The 21,347-nt window shown below is 40.4% G+C and carries 15 protein-coding genes; 11 read left to right on the top strand and 4 right to left on the bottom strand.

From position 1 onward, the window contains the following. Positions 1-682: 682 nt before the first annotated feature. Together QA601_15575 and QA601_15570 are read left to right on the top strand one after the other, a co-directional pair. Positions 683-2,308, top strand: a complete 1,626-nt coding sequence (locus QA601_15575; GenBank protein MDG5816517.1) for a hypothetical protein — start codon at positions 683-685, stop codon at positions 2,306-2,308. Positions 2,309-2,324: 16 nt separating this feature from the next. Next, a complete protein-coding gene (locus QA601_15570; protein MDG5816516.1) occupies positions 2,325-3,230 on the top strand; it encodes a thiamine pyrophosphate-dependent enzyme in 906 nt (301 codons plus the stop codon). A 6-nt stretch (positions 3,231-3,236) separates the two neighbouring features. On the opposite strand, the gene QA601_15565 is transcribed toward QA601_15570, so the two are convergent. Both QA601_15565 and QA601_15560 read right to left on the bottom strand, forming a co-directional pair. After that, positions 3,237-4,670 carry a nucleotide excision repair endonuclease gene (locus tag QA601_15565; protein ID MDG5816515.1) on the bottom strand — a complete coding sequence of 478 codons (1,434 nt, stop codon included), beginning with the start codon at positions 4,668-4,670 and terminating at the stop codon, positions 3,237-3,239. Between the two features lie 58 nt (positions 4,671-4,728). Further along, positions 4,729-5,370 carry a rhomboid family intramembrane serine protease gene (locus QA601_15560; GenBank protein MDG5816514.1) on the bottom strand — a complete coding sequence of 214 codons (642 nt, stop codon included), beginning with the start codon at positions 5,368-5,370 and terminating at the stop codon, positions 4,729-4,731. A 253-nt stretch (positions 5,371-5,623) separates the two neighbouring features. On the opposite strand from QA601_15560, the gene QA601_15555 reads away from it, so the two are divergent. Together QA601_15555 and murJ are read left to right on the top strand one after the other, a co-directional pair. Beyond that, positions 5,624-6,040 (top strand): helix-turn-helix domain-containing protein, encoded by a 417-nt coding sequence (locus QA601_15555; protein ID MDG5816513.1) that lies wholly within the window; start codon positions 5,624-5,626, stop codon positions 6,038-6,040. 191 nt (positions 6,041-6,231) lie between these two features. Then, positions 6,232-7,833 carry a murein biosynthesis integral membrane protein MurJ gene (murJ, locus tag QA601_15550; protein ID MDG5816512.1) on the top strand — a complete coding sequence of 534 codons (1,602 nt, stop codon included), beginning with the start codon at positions 6,232-6,234 and terminating at the stop codon, positions 7,831-7,833. Positions 7,834-7,860: 27 nt separating this feature from the next. On the opposite strand, the gene ptsP is transcribed toward murJ, so the two are convergent. After that, positions 7,861-10,095, bottom strand: a complete 2,235-nt coding sequence (gene ptsP, locus QA601_15545; GenBank protein ID MDG5816511.1) for a phosphoenolpyruvate--protein phosphotransferase — start codon at positions 10,093-10,095, stop codon at positions 7,861-7,863. Positions 10,096-10,325: 230 nt separating this feature from the next. On the opposite strand from ptsP, the gene QA601_15540 reads away from it, so the two are divergent. The 7 genes from QA601_15540 (at position 10,326) to QA601_15510 (ending at position 17,749) form a co-directional block, all read left to right on the top strand. Next, on the top strand, positions 10,326-10,643 hold the full coding sequence (locus QA601_15540; GenBank protein MDG5816510.1) for a metalloregulator ArsR/SmtB family transcription factor: 318 nt from the start codon (positions 10,326-10,328) through the stop codon (positions 10,641-10,643). Continuing rightward, positions 10,640-12,745, top strand: a complete 2,106-nt coding sequence (locus QA601_15535) for a heavy metal translocating P-type ATPase (protein ID MDG5816509.1) — start codon at positions 10,640-10,642, stop codon at positions 12,743-12,745. Before QA601_15540 ends, QA601_15535 begins: the two co-directional genes overlap by 4 nt. 373 nt (positions 12,746-13,118) lie before the next feature. Continuing rightward, positions 13,119-13,913 (top strand): hypothetical protein, encoded by a 795-nt coding sequence (locus QA601_15530; protein ID MDG5816508.1) that lies wholly within the window; start codon positions 13,119-13,121, stop codon positions 13,911-13,913. Further along, a complete protein-coding gene (locus tag QA601_15525) occupies positions 13,903-15,840 on the top strand; it encodes a LysM peptidoglycan-binding domain-containing protein (protein MDG5816507.1) in 1,938 nt (645 codons plus the stop codon). The genes QA601_15530 and QA601_15525 overlap by 11 nt, the downstream gene beginning before the upstream one ends. A gap of 1 nt (position 15,841) precedes the next feature. Then, positions 15,842-16,618 (top strand): hypothetical protein, encoded by a 777-nt coding sequence (locus QA601_15520; protein MDG5816506.1) that lies wholly within the window; start codon positions 15,842-15,844, stop codon positions 16,616-16,618. A gap of 38 nt (positions 16,619-16,656) precedes the next feature. Then, the gene (locus QA601_15515; GenBank protein MDG5816505.1) at positions 16,657-16,980 is read left to right on the top strand and encodes a hypothetical protein; all 324 of its coding nucleotides are present in this window, start codon (positions 16,657-16,659) and stop codon (positions 16,978-16,980) included. 1 nt (position 16,981) lies between these two features. Further along, positions 16,982-17,749: a hypothetical protein gene (locus QA601_15510; GenBank protein ID MDG5816504.1), complete on the top strand. Its 768-nt coding sequence runs from the start codon at positions 16,982-16,984 to the stop codon at positions 17,747-17,749. Positions 17,750-18,081: 332 nt separating this feature from the next. On the opposite strand, the gene QA601_15505 is transcribed toward QA601_15510, so the two are convergent. Next, on the bottom strand, positions 18,082-21,330 hold the full coding sequence (locus QA601_15505; protein MDG5816503.1) for a hypothetical protein: 3,249 nt from the start codon (positions 21,328-21,330) through the stop codon (positions 18,082-18,084). Between the last annotated feature and the right edge of the window lie 17 nt (positions 21,331-21,347).

Genomic DNA, 21,347 nt, shown 5'->3' with positions numbered 1-21,347 from the left:
ATAGTTGGTGAATCTTGCGCTCAGAATGGTAGATCTTGCGCATTGATTATCATGTCTTGCGACCCAAAACCTAAGTCTTGCGCTGATAGTTAGTGAATCTTGCGCTCAGAATGGTAGTTCTTGCGCATTGATTATCATATCTTGCGACTAAAAACCTAAGTCTTGCGCTGATAGTTGGTGAATCTTGCGCTCAGAATGGTAGTTCTTGCGCATTGATTATCATGTCTTGCGACTAAAAACCTAAGTCTTGCGCTGATAGTTGGTGAATCTTGCGCTCAGAATGGTAGTTCTTGCGCATTGATTATCATATCTTGCGACCCAAAACCTAAGTCTTGCGGCCAGGGTTAATTTATTGAACTTTGCACACTGTGTTCACAAATTATGCACGGATAAAGCGCGCGCCACAGATCCGGACTGCGTATTAAATGCAAAGAATGGTTTTTTAAAAAATAGAGTAAAACGCACATAATCGAATAAAAATAGAGGAGTATTTAACGGATTGAGACCCATTTTGGACAGCAGAGACTTTCATACGTTCTTAATATCCTTCAATAATAAAACAATCCTTGTTTCCCATTCGAAATTAAGCTGCAGAATTGTATGCAGAAAAAGCGTATATTATAACCTGCTATAGCATCTGCAATGTATAAAAAATGTGGGATCTTTAGGAACGTATCCGTTTATGAGAGATTTAAAAAACACCGAATTTCTTTTTGTTATTGAAATAAATGGGGAAGCCGGAGATGGTATTCTTACTTCAGGTGAAACTCTTTTGAATTCAGTAGGAATGTTAGGCCATCATGGCTCTATACACAAATCATTTCCTTCGAATGTTAGAGAGGGCAGATGCAGTGTATTGGTTAAAATCTCATCGCAACCCGTGAGCTCTTATTTTAGCGAACCGGAATTTATAGTAAGTTTTAAAGGTCAAAAGGTCACACTAATAAACAAGAGGAAAAACAATGAAAATTATGTTCAGCTAAAGATACCTCAAATTCTCAGAAAAGTTTCTATACTTAAGGGTAGCTATCTGCTTGGAATAGTAGGCAAAGTATTAGGTATGCCTTCTGAGCTTATGCTTAAAGTTTTGATGGACAATGTTGGAAATAAAGACAAAAATCTGACTTATCTAAACAGAGACGTTTTTTTTGATGGTTATAACTGCGCCAGCAAAGAAATGCAGTCCACTACTTTTTTATTGCCGGTAGTGGAAGATTTGAACCAAAAGAGAATTATTATTGATGGTAATGAAGCGATTGCAATGGGCGCAGTATCAGCAGGATGTAGGTTTTTTTCCTCTTATCCTATTACGCCAGCAACAACTATTGGCGATTATATCAGCACATACCTGCCACAGTTTGATGGTATAAGCCACCAGGCAGAGGATGAGATAAGTGCTTTGGGTGCGGTGATGGGAGCATCATTTAACGGAACAAGAGCAATGACGGCAACATCGGGACCAGGCTTATCTTTGATGCAGGAATTTTTAGGCTATTCATCTATGACTGAGCTACCGGCTGTAATCGTCGATGTTCAACGCTCTGGTCCCTCTACCGGCATGCCAACCAAGACTAGTCAGGGTGATTTATTTGCAGCTGCTTTAGGTGGCCATGGCGAGGGGGAGCGCATAGTTATTTCGCCTCAAAAAGTTGAAGAGTGTTTTTATCTCACAATTGATGCTTTCGCCCTTGCTCAGAAGTATCGTTGCCCTGTGATTTTACTTTCCGACAGCTCGCTTGCGTATACCAGGGAAACTATAAATTACCCCAAGACAGTTACAAACACCGATAATCATTTATCTAACGCAGAAATGACCTCCCGAAAGTCACCGGTCACACAACGTGTTACTGGCATTGAGCATGATTCATCCAATTTCCCCACTTCAGAAGAACAGTCAAGGGTTCAACAGATGAAAAGAAGGTCTTCTAAACTAATACCACTGACACAAAATTGTTCAAAACTTATGGAGTGGGACCTTGAAGATGGAATCAACGACTACCAGCTCTCAGTCATATCCTGGGGTTTAACTGCTTTCACCACTAAAGAAGCCATAGCAAAACTAAGATCAGAAGGCTACCAAATAGCAGGATTATTTCCTCGCTTGTTGTACCCTATAAACAGAGAAGCGTTTCAACATTTTTCAGAATATTGCAATCGTATAGTGTCCGTAGAACAGAATCAAACTGGTCAATTTGCAAAACTTATTATGATGGAAACCGGACAAAAAATACTTACTACATGTAAGAATTCAGGTGATCCCTGGACAACAGAGCAGGTAACAGGTGTGCTAGAAAATTATTTAAAATAGTGAAGCGTGTGAAGGTATGGAAAAAACAGATGGAAAGAATTACAGAAGCCCCTTAAAGCCCACATGGTGCAAAGGGTGCAGTTATTTCTGTGTATTGAACAGTTTGGTTAATCTTTTTGAAACAAAGGATTTAGCCCCCCGTGATGTAACGGTCGTTTCTGGTATCGGTTGTTCTTCACGCCTCCCGTTTTTTCTCAACACGTTTGCCATGCATACGCTTCATGGACGGGCTTTGCCGGTTGCTACTGGTGCCCATCTTTCAAACCCCAATATACCTGTAATTGTAGTAGGCGGTGACGGAGATTTGTTTTCAATCGGGGCGACCCATTTTGTTCATGCTGCGAGGAGGAATATCGATTTAACAGTAATTTGCCTCAATAATCGTGTGTATGCAATGACAAAAGGTCAGTCCTCGCCAACATCCAAAGTGAATTATAAAGGTACTTTAACTCCACAGGGCGAGGTTTCTTCTCCTCTTAATACTATAGAACTGTCTATTGTGAGTGGAGCCAGTCTTGTTTGCCGCAGCCATTGTGGAGATATGCATCATCTTAAAACTTTGGTAAAGAGAGCATTTGAACACAAAGGGTTTTCCTATCTTGAGATTTTAAGTCCATGTAAGACTTTTGATAAAGAGAGCTCAGTGCCTGGAATTGCCTCCAGGGTTATTGATATAAATCAAAGTTGGAAACACACCTATACGGACCGCAAATCAGCTCTAAAAGTAGCCGCAAAAGCATACGCTTTTGATACTGATAAACAACAGGCAATACCTGTTGGAGTGTTTTGGGAAGAACATAAAGAGCATTATAGAGAGCAGCTTGTGAAAATGGTGGAAAAATCAGAGGGAAAAAATGCTATGGACAAAATAGTATCTACTTCAGAGGTGAAATACTTCTCAAAAAGTAACTCCGAACAATAGCTTACTTCAGTTTATCTTTTCTTCCAGATCCTTCCAGTAGCTTTTAATAGCAGAAAGGACCTCGTTGGAATCAGCCAATCTATATACAGGAACCGCAATGAGGGAGTCTTTGTTTTTACGAATCCAGCGACTGGCAATCTCCTGTTCCGGAAAGTCCTGATTATGAGGTTGCAAATCACCCTCAAAGAAAAACGCTGTGATTTCTTTGAGTATAGCGTTATCTTTAGTGAGATCAGTTTCAAAGGGGCGAATTTTGATTTTTTGTTCGCTCTTAAACCAAAACGACATTCCCTTACCATTTTCGGTGTGTGGTAAAAGGATAATACAATCTTTAACAGGTTTAAATTCGCCTTTAGATTCAGTGATGTTAATCTTATTATTTAGCACAGGAGAGTACTTTTTTATTAATCTATATTCATATAATAGAGCTTCTAATTCAGATCCACATAGATGAATTGTATAGGAATGAGAATCATTGATAAGGGACTTAATTTTCTCCGGTGATTCATCACTGTCTCTGAAGTAACCGCTGATCCTTCTTTTCAGGTTCACTGCCTTACCTATATATATGTATTCGTTTTTACTATTTCTAAATCCATAAACTCCAGGTTTTTCTGGAATCGCAGAGATATCTTTTTCAGAAAAATTTTTTCCTTTAAAGATTTTTCGATTGGATTTAGTTATCTCTGTTTCAAGCTCCTTTAAAGAGACTATGCCCTTATTTTGCAGTCTTTCGAAAAGCTCAGTAATGAGTGTTGTAAAAACTTTTCCTTGATTAAAAGCATTGGGTTGGAGATAGAGAACTTCAGGCGCAAGTAGCTTGCTTGCGTATTGGTTCAGATCAACAGGTTTTGTTAGGGTGATATTTAAAACTTTAAACAACTGAGACAAATAAATTGGATTACAATCATAGTTGTGCTGATGTACATGAAAGAGATCACGCAGAGCGGCGTAATTTTTGTAGGAGAGAAAAATTGTTGGTTTTTCGTTTATATCTGTACAGATCTGGAATATGGTTTCTGCCTTATCTTCTTCCTTAAGCTTTGAATCGTAAGCACTTACAAGCTCCTGTTCCTCTTCGGGAGGAAGTTGTTTTGGGTCTCTTAGCCATATTGATTTAGAGCAATTAGGTACTGGAAGCGGATTCCAAATGGAAAGATGATAAGGAGTAGAATCGGAGTTGTGTTTATTATCTGTTAGCAGATAAGCCACTCTCCAGGGAGCGTCTTTAATTTTCACCCCATTTGCTGAGTCAGTTTTTTTGGCAAACCACAGACCATCTGTGTAATAGCATCGTTTGTCTGAATCAAGGATGCTTTTTATTGCAATTTGAGCCATTGATTTATCGGGTGTTTTAATTTTCAGAAAAATTTCCGATAAAGTCTGGGCGGTGGTACCCTGAGGTTTGCTGAGCAGGTAATTAACAATTTCGTCTTGCATAATTTTAAAAATACACTCTGTATCAGATGATTCAAAGTAGACTGTAATTTAAAAAAGGTTATCTTTTTTCTTTTTTTGTTGTATAATAAACAGAAAAGAGTATGCCGGCTATAAAGCCACTTGCGTGAGCATACCATGCGATACCACCGATATCTGGAGAAGATTTACCTATATTAATGTATTGAATCCAGAACCAGGGTATAAGGTAAAGAAATGCTGGGATTTTGAATAAAAAGATGGGTGGAAAGAAAACAATTAATCGGCTAAAAGGGAAAAAAATAAGATGCATACCCATTACTCCGGCGATCGCACCACTTGCTCCTACCACAGGTACTGTAGAGAAAGGAGAGCTTAAAGCCTGAATGAAAACAGATAACAGCCCACATAAAAAGTAGGCGAATAAGAAAGGGAGTATGCGGATTTTGCTTTCAACTGCGCCACCAAAGATTTTCAGGAACCATACGTTTGAAAGCAGATGAAAAAGATTAGCATGCATAAAAAAGGCTGTCAAAAGTGTTAGAGCTGTTTGGGGAGTTTTTTCTTTGGAAGGGTGGAAAAGAGCGTGAAAAAAATCGAGTGGTACCAGTGCGTAATCAATAGTTCTGTCTCCTATTGCAAAAAACACAATGATGCAAAATATGATTAAGGCTGTTGTTGCAAAAGGAAATTTTATTGAAAGTGTATTCTTTACCGGTATCATGATTTCTATCTACAGATAATATTTTTGATGCAAATACGTAGTTTAACAATAAGTGATATGAGAGAAGCTATTAACAAAACAACAAATATATTTGCCCTGATGACAACAACAATGTATATTAAACAGATAAAAGCAATAAAAAGCTCCTCATATCATCGCACTACTGCTTTTATATTGGATCCTTTAAAGGGTTATCACAAAAGAAATATACTAACAGCGCAACTACTGTTTTCACATTAAAAGAGGAGTTTTTATGCCAAGGATTACCAAAACTCAGCTTATCAGGCTGCAGAAAAAACTAAAAACCGATGCGGCAATCGGTGAACAATTCGGGATTACACGCCAGGCAATTCATCAGTTGCGTAAAAAGTATGGCATTGAGTCCAGGATTGTTCAAAATGAAGCTCGTAATCAGCAAATAGTAGACCTCTACGAAAGCGGGATGTCGGGTACAGCTCTTGCCAAGAAATTTAAACTTTCCGTTTCACAGACCTATCGTATTATTAATGATGCTCAGAAAAGCACCGCTAAGAAAAAAGCTGCCAAGAAAAAGGCTGTAAAAAAGACTCCTGCTAAGAAGAGTGTCAAAAAAAGCGTTAAGAAAAGTGTAAAGAAGAGCGCAAAAAAAGCTCCAGCTAAAAAGAAGAGCACCAAAAAGAGAAGAAGATAATTAGTATATAATCTCTTAGTAGGGACTCGCAGTTTACTGCGGGTCCTTTTTTATTTCCTGCCCCTCTGTATGACTACATTTAAAGCCTGCAAAATAACCGTATTGAAAACTTTTTTACCTTTTTTTGCAATTCTTAGGGCCCAGGGAGTAGTTTTATAACTGATTGGTAACTCCAAATAGTACAAAAACCTATGAAATCCACCCAACACAAAGAAGAAAAAGAGAAAACACCCTCTATTAAGAAATCACTCTCTATTGCAACTGCAATTATGATGGGATCTGTTTTTCTGAGCAGAATAACGGGGCTTGTCCGGGAGATGGTACTGGCAAGATATGGTGGAACCGGGTATCAGATGGATGCCTATGTTACATCATTTTTGATACCAGAGATATTAAATCACTTTTTAGCAGGTGGATTTCTTTCTGTTACCTTTATACCAATTTTTCAAAAGTATCTGGTTAAAAAGGACAATGTGGGTGCCTGGAAAACGTTTTCCAACCTCTTTAGCTGTGGTTCTGTTCTTTTTCTTATCCTTATACCTATTACTATAATCTTTACTCCACAACTGCTATCATTTCAACTTGCAAGTAACGGCAATCCCCAAACCGCCCAACTTACGGTACGTCTAACGCGAATTATATTACCGGCACAGCTGCTATTTTACTGGGGAGCATTTTTCATGGCTGTCCAGTATGCTCATAACCGTTACTTTCTTCCTGCCCTCTCGCCCTTATGTTACAATTTAGGTATTATTGCAGGTGGTGTTTTCCTTCAGCCCCATCTTGGTATCGAGGGGTTTGCGTGGGGGGTACTGGGAGGCGCATTTATTGGAAATGTAGTGATTCAACTGCCGGGAGCAATCAAATGTGGGCTTAGGTACCGACCATTATTCAAACCACTGGATCCTGAATTCATTAACTATGTTAAAAAGACTATCCCCTTAGTCCTGGGGCTTGGGATGGCTTTTTCAAACGAGATATTCTTCAGATTTTTTGGCTCTTTTCTCGATGATGGTGCTACAGCCAGCGTAAATTTCGCTCTTCGTACAATGATGTTTATTGTCGCTCTCTTTGGACAGGCTTCGGGCGTTGCCTTCTATCCCTATCTAACTCGTTTGGCAGCAGAGAAGGCATACAACAAAATGGCGGATCTACTGAATAAGGTACTTAAAAATGTAGCGCTCTATCTTATTCCCCTTTCCGCATTAATGATCGTTCTATCACCACAGATTATTACCATTTTGTTTGAGCGTGGTAATTTTACCGCCCAATCGACCTCACAGGTTGCTCCTGTACTATCAATTTATTTGGTAGGGGCATTTGGTTACTCAGCCTCTTTTATCATCTCACGGTCCTTCTATGCTTTGCAGAATACGATTTTACCTATGGCTGTGAGCACCACTGTTGCTGTCATTAGCATACCGCTTTATATTGCTTTTAGTACCCACTTAGGAGCACAAGGGCTGGCACTCGCAGCAACAACTGCGATGTTTTTACAATTTGGATTTCTCTACTTTTTCTGGTTAAAAAGATTTGGTGGCTATTCAAAAATTGGAGCTGCTCTCAGGACTTTATTAAAGATCTGCTTTGCGACACTTGGTGGTGTTGTCCTCTCTGTTTTAATACTGCGATTTTTTCCGGAAATACAATTTATTGAATCCCGAACCTTTGAAAGTCTTCTCATAGCAACAGTTGTAACTATACCATCCATAACTGCTGTATTTATCTTTTATGAACTTCTTGGTCTTCAGAATTTACGCGACTCTGTAACCGGGTTCCTAAAGAGAAAATAGAAGTCTGGTTATACTTCTCATAAAAAATTATTTAAGCAGCTTTGTTATTTCCGAAATTTTTGAAGTGGAAAGAACCTCCGCAGCTAAATTTTGTGCTTTAAGGGAGTCTACTTTACCTATAGCTTCCTGAATTTTAGGTATATATGCAGCTTCAAGGCTCAATGTTTTAATCCCGGTTCCAATGAAAAAGGGCAGGTATTTTTCCTGATGAGCCATATCCCCACACACCATCACTTCTTTATTTTCTGATGCCGCTGCATCAGTAATCCTTTTTATCGCTCTTAAAATAGAGGGATGATGTGGAATGTAAAATGAGGCTACCTTTTCATTTGTTCTGTCAACAGCCAGCATATACTGAACCAGATCGTTGCTTCCTATAGAGAAAAAGTCTGCCACTCTGGCAAGATCCTGTGCCATATCAACAATTGATGGAACTTCTACCATTATTCCTATAAGGGGGTTTGAGTTATGAGGTATTTTCTTTTCTCGTAAGTATCCAATACTTTCTATTACCGCGTTACGTGCTTCAAGAAACTCCTCAAGTGATGATATCATCGGAAATGTAATTCTGATATCTGTATCAAAACCGGCACGGAGCATTGCTCTGATCTGCTGAAGGAATATTTCTCTGTTTGATAGCGAAAAACGGATAGAACGCATTCCAAGGAAAGGGTTTTGCTCCATAGTCATATCATAATAGGAAAGAACCTTATCTCCACCAATATCAAGAGTTCTGAATGCTACTTCCTTTCCAGGAAGTCCCTCTACAAGCTGTCGGTATACAACATACTGTTCCTCTTCACTGGGAAAATTACTTCGTATCAGAAAGGGAAACTCGGTTCGATACAGTCCTATACCTTCACATTTCACCTCTTTAGCAACTTTAAGATCAGATAAAAGGTTTATGCTGGCCATAAGGCGAATCTGTTGACCGTCTTTAGTATATGTTTTGGGTTTAACGGTCATTCTTTTGATGCTAATCTTTTTTCGCGCTTCATTTCGGCTATGGAAATTTGCAGTAACTGTTGCGGATGGGTTTACATGAAGATTACCGATCTCTGCATCAAGAAGCAGCTTCGTTTCATCTGGTATTGAAAGTAAGCGGGGAGAATCGATTATTACCATAGGGACATTGAGAGAACGAGCAAGAATAGAGAGGTGGGAAGTAACTCCACCGGTAACCAGAACAACCCCTAAGACTCCTTCCGAAGAGAGTTTAAGCATATCTGAAGGGTATAGTTCTCGTGCTATTACTATATGATCATTACATCTGTACAGTTCACTTAGCTCTTTTACCAAATTGCCCATTACTCTTATGGTAAGATCTTCAATATCCTGAACCTTTTCCCTTATATAATGATTTTCTCCGTGAGAAAAAAGATCTACATATCTTTTGGCCACAGACAAAACAGCATTAGGTGCATTCATGCCGTCTTCAATTTTTTGAGCCATAGCACCAACAAACTCGGTATCTTTGAGTAAAAGCAGATGTGCGGTAAAAATAAGAGAAGCAACATCTGAGAGTTTTTCTTCAACTATAGCCTGGAGATCCTCAAGCTGTTTTTCAGTCACAGACAAAGCTTTATTAAAATCTTCCAGAGTATATTTCTTTTTGTATTCTCTATGAAGGAAACTTTCAAACACCCTGTCTCGGTCTATTATCCTTGCAGGGCCAAGGGCGTATCCTTCGGAGGCAACATTACCTTTTGCAAGCTTTAAGGGTCTGACCTTTTTTTCTTCATGGTAACGGGGCACTCTTAGACTCATGAAGAGTCGGGCATTTTCAAGCATATTTGCAAGCTGTGAAGCCACAGCTCGTAAGGTGACGATCTCCTGCTCTTTGAAGATCCTTCTTCTTTGGCGCTGTATTACAAGCACCCCAATTCTGGATAAACCGCGTACGATAGGAACTGCTACAAACGCTTCATATTTCTCTTCGAGTGTATCAGGAAAATACTTATAGGAAGGATGAGCGCTGCTTTTGCGTTCGTATATGGGACGAAGTTGTTTTAATGAAAGTCCTACCAAACCTTCACCCAATTTCATTCTTACCTTATCTACCGCCTCATGGCTAAGGCCTTTGGTGGCTTTTAAAACCAGTTCATTTCGGTCTTCATCAAAGAGGTATACAGAGCACACCGCTGCGTCCATATGCTTAGCAACCATCTCTACAATTTTTTGCAGAAAATCGTTTATGTTTTGTGTGTCTGTGAAAACTTCGTTAAGCTCACCGATATCGCAGATAAGTTGGATGTGATTCATTAGTCTGGCCAAAACCCCCGTAAATCAATAAATAATGTATAGACAGATAGAGGAAAATAATATTTAGCTATGATAAAAATTACCACTTTCAGGGTTTTATTAGGTGAATATGGTACAAATGTAGCAAAAAATGGTATGTTTTGTGCTCGGAATTAAAAAGAGAAGCGATTCTGAGCTATTTAATATATGAATATATGTTCATTATTTCATTTGGGACCGGGCGCACCGATATGCTTAAAAGCAACCTGTTTGAAGACGAGTCATCTCTTTTAAAAGTAACTGAGATTTTTAAGATCCTGGGAGATCCAACAAGGATTAGAATCCTTACCCTCCTGATGGATAACCGGCTATATGTTCAGCAAATCTCCGATCAGCTTCAAATGAACCATTCAGCTATCTCCCATCAACTGAGAATACTGAGACAGGGTAGGTTAGTTAAGTCTGTTCGTTTGGGTAAAACCGTTCACTATTCGATTATTGACAATCATATCAGAAAAATTCTCTACATTTGTTTACAGCATATTGAGAAGGAGCGCCAATCAGTATGATTTACCGTTATCACATAAAACATCTTGACTGCGCAGATTGTGCGTTAAATATCGAAACGCATCTGAAATCAGTCAAAAATTTCCAAAGTGCTGAGTTGAATTTTGCAGCCCTAACCCTAACTGTCGATACAGATTACCCCGAAAAGATTCGAGATGAAGTATCGGTTGTAGATCCGGATGTGGAACTTATTCCACTTACCAGCGCAACGGTTCAGGAATTTGCTGAAGATGTGGAGGATTTTCGGGTAAAACAAAAGATGTTGATTATTATAATTTCAGGCGTTCTCTTTCTTTCGATTTTTTTCCTGGAAGGTATACTTCAACAGGTGAGGTATGGATTAATTATCCTGTACATAATAGCTATATCGGCATATCTTCTTGCTGGTTGGAACGTTCTCAGAGGAGCAGTACGAACTATTGTCAGAGGAATTTTTTTTGATGAAAATGTGCTGATGAGCCTGGCTACTGTTGGTGCGATTGCAATTGGAGCACTGACTGAGGCGGTTGGAGTGATGATATTTTTTAAAGTAGGCGAATTTTTACAGAACCTTGCTGTGCATCGCTCCAGAAGATCTATAAAATCACTATTGGCTGTCAGGCCTAATCTTGCCCATGTGGTTCGCGAGGGCAGAGAAGTAAGAATCTCTCCTGAAGAAGTTAAGGTTGGTGAAGTGGTAAACATCCGTCCCGGAGAAAAAATTCCTCTTGATGGTACTGTTGTCAGTGGAGTTTCTCACATAGACACCTCCGCGTTAACCGGAGAACCTCGCCCCAATAAGGTACAGCAGGGGCAAAGCGTTCTTGCGGGAGAGATCAACCTCACAAACCTTATTGTTGTTGAAGTTACAAAACCGTTCTCTCAGTCCTCCATTGTCAGGCTTCTGGAAGAGGTTGAAAACGCAGCTTCCAGGAAAGCAAAAACCGAAAAATTTATAAGCAGGATTGCTCGCTACTATACTCCGTTTGTGGTTGCAGTGGCTGCTTTAATTGCCTTTATTCCTCCTTTAGTTTTCCCTGAAGAGATGTTTTCTGCATGGATTTACCGGGCTCTGGTAATACTTGTGATTTCCTGTCCATGCGCACTTGTTATAAGCATACCGCTTGGTTTTTTTGGAGGGATTGGTGGGGCTTCCAAGAAAGGGATTCTTGTAAAGGGCTCGCATTTCCTCGAACGATTAAGTAATGTAAAGATTGTTGTTTTTGATAAAACGGGAACCCTTACCCATGGCGTTTTTTCTGTTCAGCAGGTGGTTACCTTTAAAGGAACAGATGAGTTAGAATTGCTTGAGTACGCAGGGGCTTCAGAGTATTATTCAAATCACCCGATAGCTCTTTCAGTTAAAAAGGAGCTCAAAGCACGAGGCGTGGATATATCTCAGGAACATATAGAGCAACACAGCGAAATTGCTGGTCGGGGGGTTAAGGTTAGGTACAAGGGTAGGGAGATCTTAAGTGGTAATCATACACTTATGAGAGAAACTGGTATAGAAGTTAATGAAGAACAGGGAACGATTGTTTATGTATCACTTAATGGTAAATGCATTGGTTATATTCGCTTAGGGGACAAAGTAAAAGATCACACTTTTGAGGCTATGGCAAAACTTAGAGAATCTGGTGTGGAACAAATATGGATGCTTACCGGAGATAACAAAACTGCAGCTATGGAAGTGGCATCAAAAACTGGAATAGATCGTTTTGAATCGTCATTATTACCGGTTCAGAAAGTTGAGTTTCTGGAGAAAATAGTGCAAGAAAATCCTCAGGTACAGGTGGCTTTTGTTGGAGATGGAATAAATGACGCGCCGGTTCTTGCGCGGGCTGACGTTGGAATTGCAATGGGAACACTTGGCTCGGATGCTGCCATTGAAACCGCCGATGTTGTCGTGACAGGCGACTCACCACTTAAAGTTGCTGAAGCCATTAATATTGCTAAGTTTACCAAAGTAATAGTATGGCAAAATATCATAATCTCACTTGGAGTCAAACTGCTGTTTGTTTCTCTGGGAGCATTTGGCGTAGCCTCAATGTGGGAGGCTGTATTTGCTGATATGGGAATGGCTATTGTCGCAATATTAAACGCTGGCAGAGTTCTTAAATCATGACTATTTACCCAAAATTTGATGTAACAATAGCATCCATTATTGGTTCATGAGTATAAACGATATTCTAAGAACCCGTTAAACAACACGAGTTGCATTTAACCAAGCTCATTTCCCCGATGATTTGCCGTGCAAAGGGGTTATCCTGTAATTACTTATACTCTCTTTGAACAATAATCAGGTTATGGGTATCAGGAACACTGTTACAGCTATTTTAATTTTTTTGGAAGATGCGGAAAAACACGCTTTGATATCGATCTGTTTTCAGACAGTATGAGATTATATATATTATTGTATATATTACAACTAATCTGCTTTAGCTAATACCAGAAGCTATCTGTCGCTTAAAACCTACATTGTTTAAAGAGGATATACTATGGCTCTGACACATGCCGATCTCGACTGGAGTGTTGCACCTCCGCCGGTTAAAAGAAAAGATCAAAAGAAGCACTCTGAGGAGACAGAAGCGCCCCCCAAATTTATTACCGGTGTTGAGGGTGACGGCAGAGATGAGGAGGAGGAACATGAACCTGAGGTTCGTATCATTTCCGCAGAGTGGAAACCCGGTCCAAAAGGTTTTCAGCACAATGAGCAATGTTTTCTTGCCGTTAAAGTGAAATATCTCAAAAAAACTATTCGGGCCAAAATACGGGGCAAACTTTTTGGGACTTATGATGGGGAGGAGGAGGACCTTGCCCAGACGGTTGAAGGGTTTATTGAAGATGATGATGTGGCGCTTCTTAACATTGAACATCTATGGTTCATGGGACTCAGGCACTATAATGCCTGGCGTGAAGACAACAGTACACCTTCGCAGTATCAGATCAAACAAATTTCTCACTCCAGGGGAGAAAACACCATCGATAGCCCTGTGCTCGAGCTACCACTGGTTGTTAGCGAATCGGTGAGGGTCAGACTTCCTGTAGATCCAAACCGCGAAGAGTTTCGGGATGATACTTACAGGTTATTCAGTACAGACGCAAACAGAAGTTATGATGTTGTAAAAACGGTAGAGGATGACAAAATTCCCGGTAATGATTACCTGGATTTGGAGTATACAGACCTTGACCCTTCATTATCCTATACTCTTGAGATTATTCCCGGAAAAGAGGGGAAAAAATATTTTGCATTTAAAAACATCGCCTACAAGGAGCTGACAGGTGTTTCATGAATATGTTGTTCAGCAAGGTGATACACTTGCCAAAATAGCAAAGCGTTACTACGGATGCAGCTCATATTACAAACCGCTAGCGGAGTTCAATGATTTAGAGGATCCTGATCGTATTGAGCCCGGGCAGGTGCTTGAATTAGCCAACGGGTTTTATACGTATGAAAAAGTGGTGAGGGAAAAAGAACAACCTGTGATTTGTCTTGCACGGGGAGAATCAGAGAACTGTAAAGCCGAAGGTGAGATGATTTTTTACGCTCCCGGGAGGGATGAATATCTTATAGTTGAGCCATCCCAGGTTGATGCGTTGCTGGTTGAAGTCGAGGAACTCAATGATTTTGCCGCGCAAATCAGCCAATACCGTGACACAGCTATAAAGGGGCCGATTGATGAAACCTCCTCGGCTAATGCTCAGGAGCTGATTAAAAAGACAGAGGAAAAATTTGATGGTATTGCTAAGGATCCTTCATCGGCGGTTCAGGAGCTTTTAAAGGTAAAAGATAACTGGAAATGGGGTACAGCTGGATCGAGGGTTTATGTACGACCGCATAAATTAGATGGAAAAGCGGGGGTGTGGTATGAAAATAACGCACAGGAGGTAAAAGAGCTTAAAGACAAGTGGATGAAGGAGCTTGATGAGCAGCCACGGGAAAAGGAGAAGGTAAAAACCAAGCTTAAAGCAACTCTTTGGGAATCTGAAAAAATTGATACGCAGTGGCCCTGGAACTGGAGATTTAAGAATAATGCTGGGAGTGATACTGCTGTTGGCTACCTATCTGCATCATATGATACTCAATTTTTCAGGTTTGTTGCCGGATCACGGGCCGGTGCCGATTTTGATCTGGAAGATAAAAAACTTTCCGTTGGTGCGGAAAGTGCCGTTTCTTTCAGTTTGCTTGAAGGAACCGTTAAGGGGCAGTGGAGTTTGCCCCAGGAAAAAGGCTTTAGTATTTACGAGTATTTGCTGTTAAGTGAAAACGCACGTAGTGCGATAAAAGATGGTTATGATTGTCGTTTCAGGTTTTCTGTGAAACCTGAGGGCAAGGGATTTGTGGGTGGATCGCTTAAAGCTGCAGTAACGTTTCCTTGCATAGAGCTGGGTGATGAACAAAAGGGTTCAGTGGGTGGCAGCGTTGGCGGGTTTGCCGGAGCATCTGTTGAGGGTAAATTTGCTCTGGCACTTGAGTGGTCTAAGGGAGTACATGCTAAATTTGATACTTTGGCAGAAGCAGGCAAGACTCTGGGTAAAACTTTGGGCGCTGGTTTTGAAGCAAAAGCTGTGTTTGAATACGATGGGGAAGTAGTAAGCTTTGAAACCGGTATAATGGCAACCAAAGGAATTGGTGGTAAAGCCGGGATAGCGGTAGAGATAAGTGTGGATAAAGCCATCGATCTTTTTAGTCATCTGTTCGAAAGTGTCGAATGGCACAGAGTTGGTGCAGTTGCCAGCCTTACTTTTGAGGTTTTTGCGAATGTGATGTTCGCGAAGTGGATTACTGTAGGAAGAGTTGGAAAGGGAATTGTTGACAGGGTTTCAAATTTTGGCTCCTGGTTGGTTGATAGAGTTGATAGTGTTTTTGGAATAAGAGAAACTAAAGAGTGTATTAAGCGCAACACTAATCAGGATATGATCAGCCATTCCCCACCCGAAACGCTTGGGCGTGTTCTTAAGACAGTGATGGCTTCACCGGAGGAGGATGATTTTAAGACCATAGAAGAAATTCTTTCGTCCATAAAATGCAAGCATCAATTAAAATGGACTTTGAGAAATGTTCAGGATGAGTATGTTATAACCCATCCGGTCAGTGATCGTAACAGGCGGTTGGCTTTGGAGAAGGGGATTGAACGCTTACTGGCATTTGGAATGAATTTAGAAAACCATGCCAAATATAAAAGAAGCATTTCCTTACTAACAAGAAAGGTTTATTAGAATGAAATTATTTTTACTTTTATTACTTCTTCTGGTAGCGCAAAAGACACTAAGTTCTGAAATAGTTATCGACACAACCATAACTGGCAAAGATACATTTATGGTATATACAACGTATAATGAAGATGGGAATGTAGTTAAAGTAGATAGATATAAAAATTGGGAATTGCATGGTGTTCAAGAGGAGTTTTATGAAAATGGTAATATAATAAGCCGAATTGTTTATGAAAACAACTGTCCTATAGATACGTTGTTTTCCTTTTATAAAGATAATAGCCTAAGACGAGTAACACCCTATTATAATTGTGAAATTCATGGTCATTCTATTAGATTAGCACCTGATGGTGATACATTGGCTGCAAATGAATACAGAGATGGTCAATTAATAGGAGTCCACAAACTCTTTTTTGAGAATAATAAACTGTGGAGAATTGATACATACAACAATGAAGGTCAGCGACACGGCCTTAGAGAAACATGGCGTGAGGATGGAACCCGAAAAGATAGTATTGTGTATGATAACGGGGAAATAATTGAACTAAGAACCTATTTTTTAAATGGAAAAGTTAGGAATTGGACAAGAGTTAAAGACGGTAGACAGGATTCGGTGATTTTCTACGATCCTGAGGGAAACATTACCGGTAAGATCGAAAATGGTTCAGGTAAGGCAATACGGTATTCGGAAGACACCACTATCCGATGGTTTGAAGTGTTTGAAGATGGTTTTCGAATAGATAGCAGAGAACTTGAACCCGGTGAGAACCCATCACTGGATTAGCCAACCAATCACCACTCTGACATAGCTTATACAGGGTGGTGCAACCACTTTTCTGCAGCACAGTTTATCGTTTATCCCCACCCGAAACGCTTGGGCGTGTTCTTAAGACAGTAATGGCTATTCCTGAAGAAGGTGATTTTGAGACTATAGAAAAAATTCTTTCGTCCATAAAATGCAAGCATCAATTAAAATGGACTTTGAGAAATGTTCAGGATGAGTATGTTATAACACATCCTGTCAGTGATCGTAACAGGCGGTTAGCGATGGAGAAGGGAAAGAAGGTAATACTTGAATTTGGAAAAGAATTGAGAGGATATGCTACTTATTCAGAAAAAATAAAGAATATCATTGGAGGGAAATAAAATGAAATTAATTTTAATAATACTTCTGTTTACACTTTTGTCAGTAAGTGAAGGAAGGGTCTGCGATACAACTATAGTAGCCGGAGATACTATAAGTAACTGTAAAAAAATCGAAAACGGAGTAATTCTTCGAAGTGAGTCTTTTGTAAACAGTAAAAGGCATGGCAGAGTGATAGAAAGATATAGTAGTGGAGTAAAAAAAAGAATAATAAGTTACGAGTATGGATGCCCCATTGATACAAGTTACAGGTACTATGAAAATGGTTCAATAAAAACAGTTGTGCCATACAAAGTTTGTGAAGAGACAGTCCCGGCATTCAATCTTAGCTCGGAAGGTGATACAACTTGGATTAGATACTATAACATAACAGAAGAAATGTTTCGGCAACGAACCTATCACCCTAATCACCAACTGCAATCAATAATTAGATACAACGAAAATTGGCAAAGACACGGCCTTAGAGAAACATGGCGTGAGGATGGAACCCGAAAAGATAGTATTGTGTATGATAACGGGGAAATAATTGAACTAAGAACCTATTTTTTAAATGGAAAAGTTAGGAATTGGACAAAAGTTAAAGACGGTAGACAGGATTCGGTGATTTTCTACGATCCTGAGGGAAACATTACTGGCAAGATAGAAAATGGTTCAGGTAAGGCAATACGGTATTCGGAAGACACCACTATCCGATGGTTTGAAGTGTTTGAGGATGGTTTTCGAATAGATAGCAGAGAACTTGAACCCGGTGAGATCCCATCACTGGATTAGCCACCAATCACCACTCTGACATAGCTTATAGTCAGGGTAGTGCAATCACTTTCCTGCACAACTTCGTTACAAGAAGAGCGGTTTGGATTGCTGCAAAGCGCAACTTTCGGTGCTGGAATGTACGATTTGGGAGGGTGTGGTGATGATTTTACCCCTGGACAAACGGAGTTTAAATACAAATGGCAACAAACAAGCAACCCGACTTAATTAGCAGAAAAGTTTGAGCCGAACCTTTGCAGGTACTTTAAATCTGTAGCATGGTTTTATGCTTTATCTCTTTTAAAAAGTTATTAGCCGACCAGGTTGCCACTTGTTGATTCAATAATCTTTAATTATTGCTGGTTTAAAAATATTTCGCCAAGCGAATCAAAATAGGTGCGTATTGCTTCTCTATAGTCTTCCGGGTAGTTATCATCAAGAGCCTTTCGCCGCAGTAAGTAATAGGTATCCGGATTTTGAATCAGGTCTTTTGGTGATGGTAATTCAGTATCTGAGTAGATATTCTTTGCTACATTACCCCTGCGTTCATCTTTTTCATCTCTTTTGTGGATAGATAAAGAGGACTGAAGTAGTCTTGAAAGGAAACGATCCTGTTGATCGAGCATATCTTCGGGGGGATTTTGAAGCAAAGCCGCAAGCCTTCTTGCTTCGCTTTCAAGCTCTTTTACCCTTTTTTCAACATCTTCCCCTTCACTCTTCCCAAACTCTTCTGCCAAACGCTTCAGTTCTTCTGCAATGGCACGCTGCGCTTCCTGGGCTTCTTTTCTTGCTTGTTCAGCGCTCGCTGACTCACCCTCTCCCGGCTGCTCAGCGGAACTCCCTTCCCCACCCTCTTGTAGGAGTGAATTTAAAATATCAGACATCATCGAGTTAAGCCCGGCTTGCTGTCCCGAAATCTCTCTCATCCCGGCCATCATTCCTCCCGATCCCTGAGAACCTCCTTCACTACCATCATCAAAGCCGCTAAGCAAATCCAGAAGATCATTGGTAGTTTTATTGATAACTGCAACACTCCTTCTCATTGCAGTGGCCCCATCAGTATTTGACAGTGATGTAATCACGGAAGATAAAGCCCTTTGAACACCTCTATAGTTACTACCTATTTCATTCATAACCTGTGGAGGCAATGTAGAAAGGTCTTCTATTTTGGTCATCGATCGGTTAAGTGCATTAATCAATGCCTGTTGCGCAACAGCCACCGAAGGATCATCAGGGGCGACTGCTTTCTCCAAAAGTTTTCTTTGCCAGTCCGACAGGTAAAGAGCATCCTGCACCATACTCATGAGAGTATAATAGTCTTTGAGTAAATTTTCTTCCATGTCAGACTGAAGCATATTACTCAACTGACTGCTTAAAGACATCAGTTCTCTGCTCATACTGTTCATCTGTGATTCACCCGGCATCGCTCCTTCATCAAGAGAGCTCTGCATTTCTTCAAGAAACTCTTCTATGTTTTGGGAGTGGGTAGCAAGTTCGCCCCAATCACCATCTAAACGCTCCGAAAGCTGCTCCTGCATCGATTCTATTCTATCCATAAGATTCTTTTGTCGTTCGGGGGATCTTGAATCCTGTTCATCCATAGCCAGTTGCGCCTGTTCTGAGCTCAGGTTCTGTGCAACTGAAGCGAGGGCCGCCAGCTCCTTTTCCTTTCTAACGTTTTCAAGAAATTGAAGAAGCTGCTCAAGACGCTCACCAAGTTCAGGTAACAGCTCTTTTACATTGTCCATAGCCTGTTTCATATCGGAAAAAGAGAGATCCTGTTTATCTTCTGTCTGTCCAAACAGGTTTTCTCCGTAGTCCTTTATCAGCTCTTCAATAGCTTTTTCCACAGCATCCATTTTTTCCGTGATCTGTTCATTGATTGTGCCATCACTTCTTAATTGCTCAGTGCTTTTTTTAAGGGATTCAAGTGCCTTTTGAAGGGAATCGGACTGAGCTTTTATCTGCTGTTCAATATCATCGAATAATCTTTGCTGCTCCCAGGATGGTTGATCACCCGAACTTTGTGATTGCAGCAGTTTTTCTATGGTTGAACTCAGGTTTTGCTGCCCCTCCCGTACCTGCCCAAGCCTATCCTGAGAGTATTCACTTTCTTCAGCAATCTCCCGATGGAACTCTTCAAAACCGGGGATTCTAAACCAGAAAGTATCACTGATTGCAACCTGAGGTCTGCCAAACGGTTTGTTATCTCTTACCCTCAACCAGTAAAAAAGAGTGTCATTGGGATGAAGCGAAAGCTCGTCTAGATCCCACTGAAGTTTTTTTCTAATCACCGGAGGCTGTCCGGCTTCGGTAAGATTCCAGCTCTCAGGACTTTCACATTGAGAACCCCTGCACCACTGAAGACGCATGTCACTAATCCCCAGGTCATCAATTCCTTCAACCAGGAGTGTCTCGATTTGTTGAGGGGAAACATCTTTGTTTTTGCCGGGTTTTAAGATAAATGCCAGTGGTTCTTCATCCGGAATCACAGATATATTGAATTTAGGTAAAGAATCATTTCTTTGATCGAAGCTGTCTGTTAAAGCAAATGTGTAGGTGCCGGAACGTTGTACAACCATTTCACCAGTTGCCAGTGAGTCTTCGGTATCAAGTTGGACAGTATCAGATTGGAAGATCATCTCTGCACTTTTGAGGGTATTTGAATGGATAGAAAACCGAACCGTCGACCCAATGTAGGCCGAGAAGTTTCCCTGTCCTGCGGGTAGTGTGCGCTTTTCTGCTCCGGTATAATCCGGAGGGATGACTGTAACAGAAAGATTCCGTATACGTGGGGGTTGAGCAACATGGATCGTATCTGCCTGAATTGGAATTCGTCCCAGTGAAAACCTGTAAACAATACTTTGAGAGAGGCTGTCTAAAACATAGGAAAACTCGTTGGTGGAATCGGGTCTCAGCAGTACAGGGTTCTCCGCAACTTCCTGCAGATCTGAGAGGTGAAGGCTTGCAGATGGAAAAACTGAGCCGGGAATAAGTCTTAAATCTACTGAACTGTTCTTTGCAACCGTTACCGTCCCAGGGTTAATTGTATAATCATCATCTCTTACAAGCATACTGTAGGGTAAACGGTAGTACTCAAAGAGGTTTTGGGGAAGAACAGCCTGAAGAGTGGTAGAAAGTAGTGCAAGTAGTAAAAGTATAATTCCCTTTAAACGAAGTTTTTCTCTTACAGACACATTTTGGAAGCAGTCTATCTGCTCTGCGGCACTACCATAAACAATCCCCTTAAGTGTCTCTGAACCGTTTTGCCGCTGATCTGCAAGCTCAACCGCCAATGAAAGACAGGGGTGCTCAATCTCCTTTTTGCTTTCAAGTGTTTTGGCTATTTTTAGTGTGGACGGGCATCGAACAATTTTTTTTGCAGTACTCAAAAAGAGGCTCAAGAACGTAACTGCGATAGAACCAATCCAAAGCAAAGGAGTGTACACCCATGGAAAAAAAGAAAATAGAAGCGCCATAAGGGCGTGCAAGCCAAATAGTACTGAAAGATGAATAATCAGGGTGCATAAGAGACTTCCGAATAAAAATTGTGCTCTTTTTACTCTTAAGAAACGTTTAAGCTTGGAAAGATTTTCATTCATCTTCTTTATGGATACGC

It is taken from the genome of Chitinispirillales bacterium ANBcel5 (assembly GCA_029688955.1).
Taxonomy (GTDB): domain Bacteria; phylum Fibrobacterota; class Chitinivibrionia; order Chitinivibrionales; family Chitinispirillaceae; genus Cellulosispirillum; species Cellulosispirillum alkaliphilum.
This window is presented reverse-complemented; position numbering and strand designations above follow the sequence as displayed.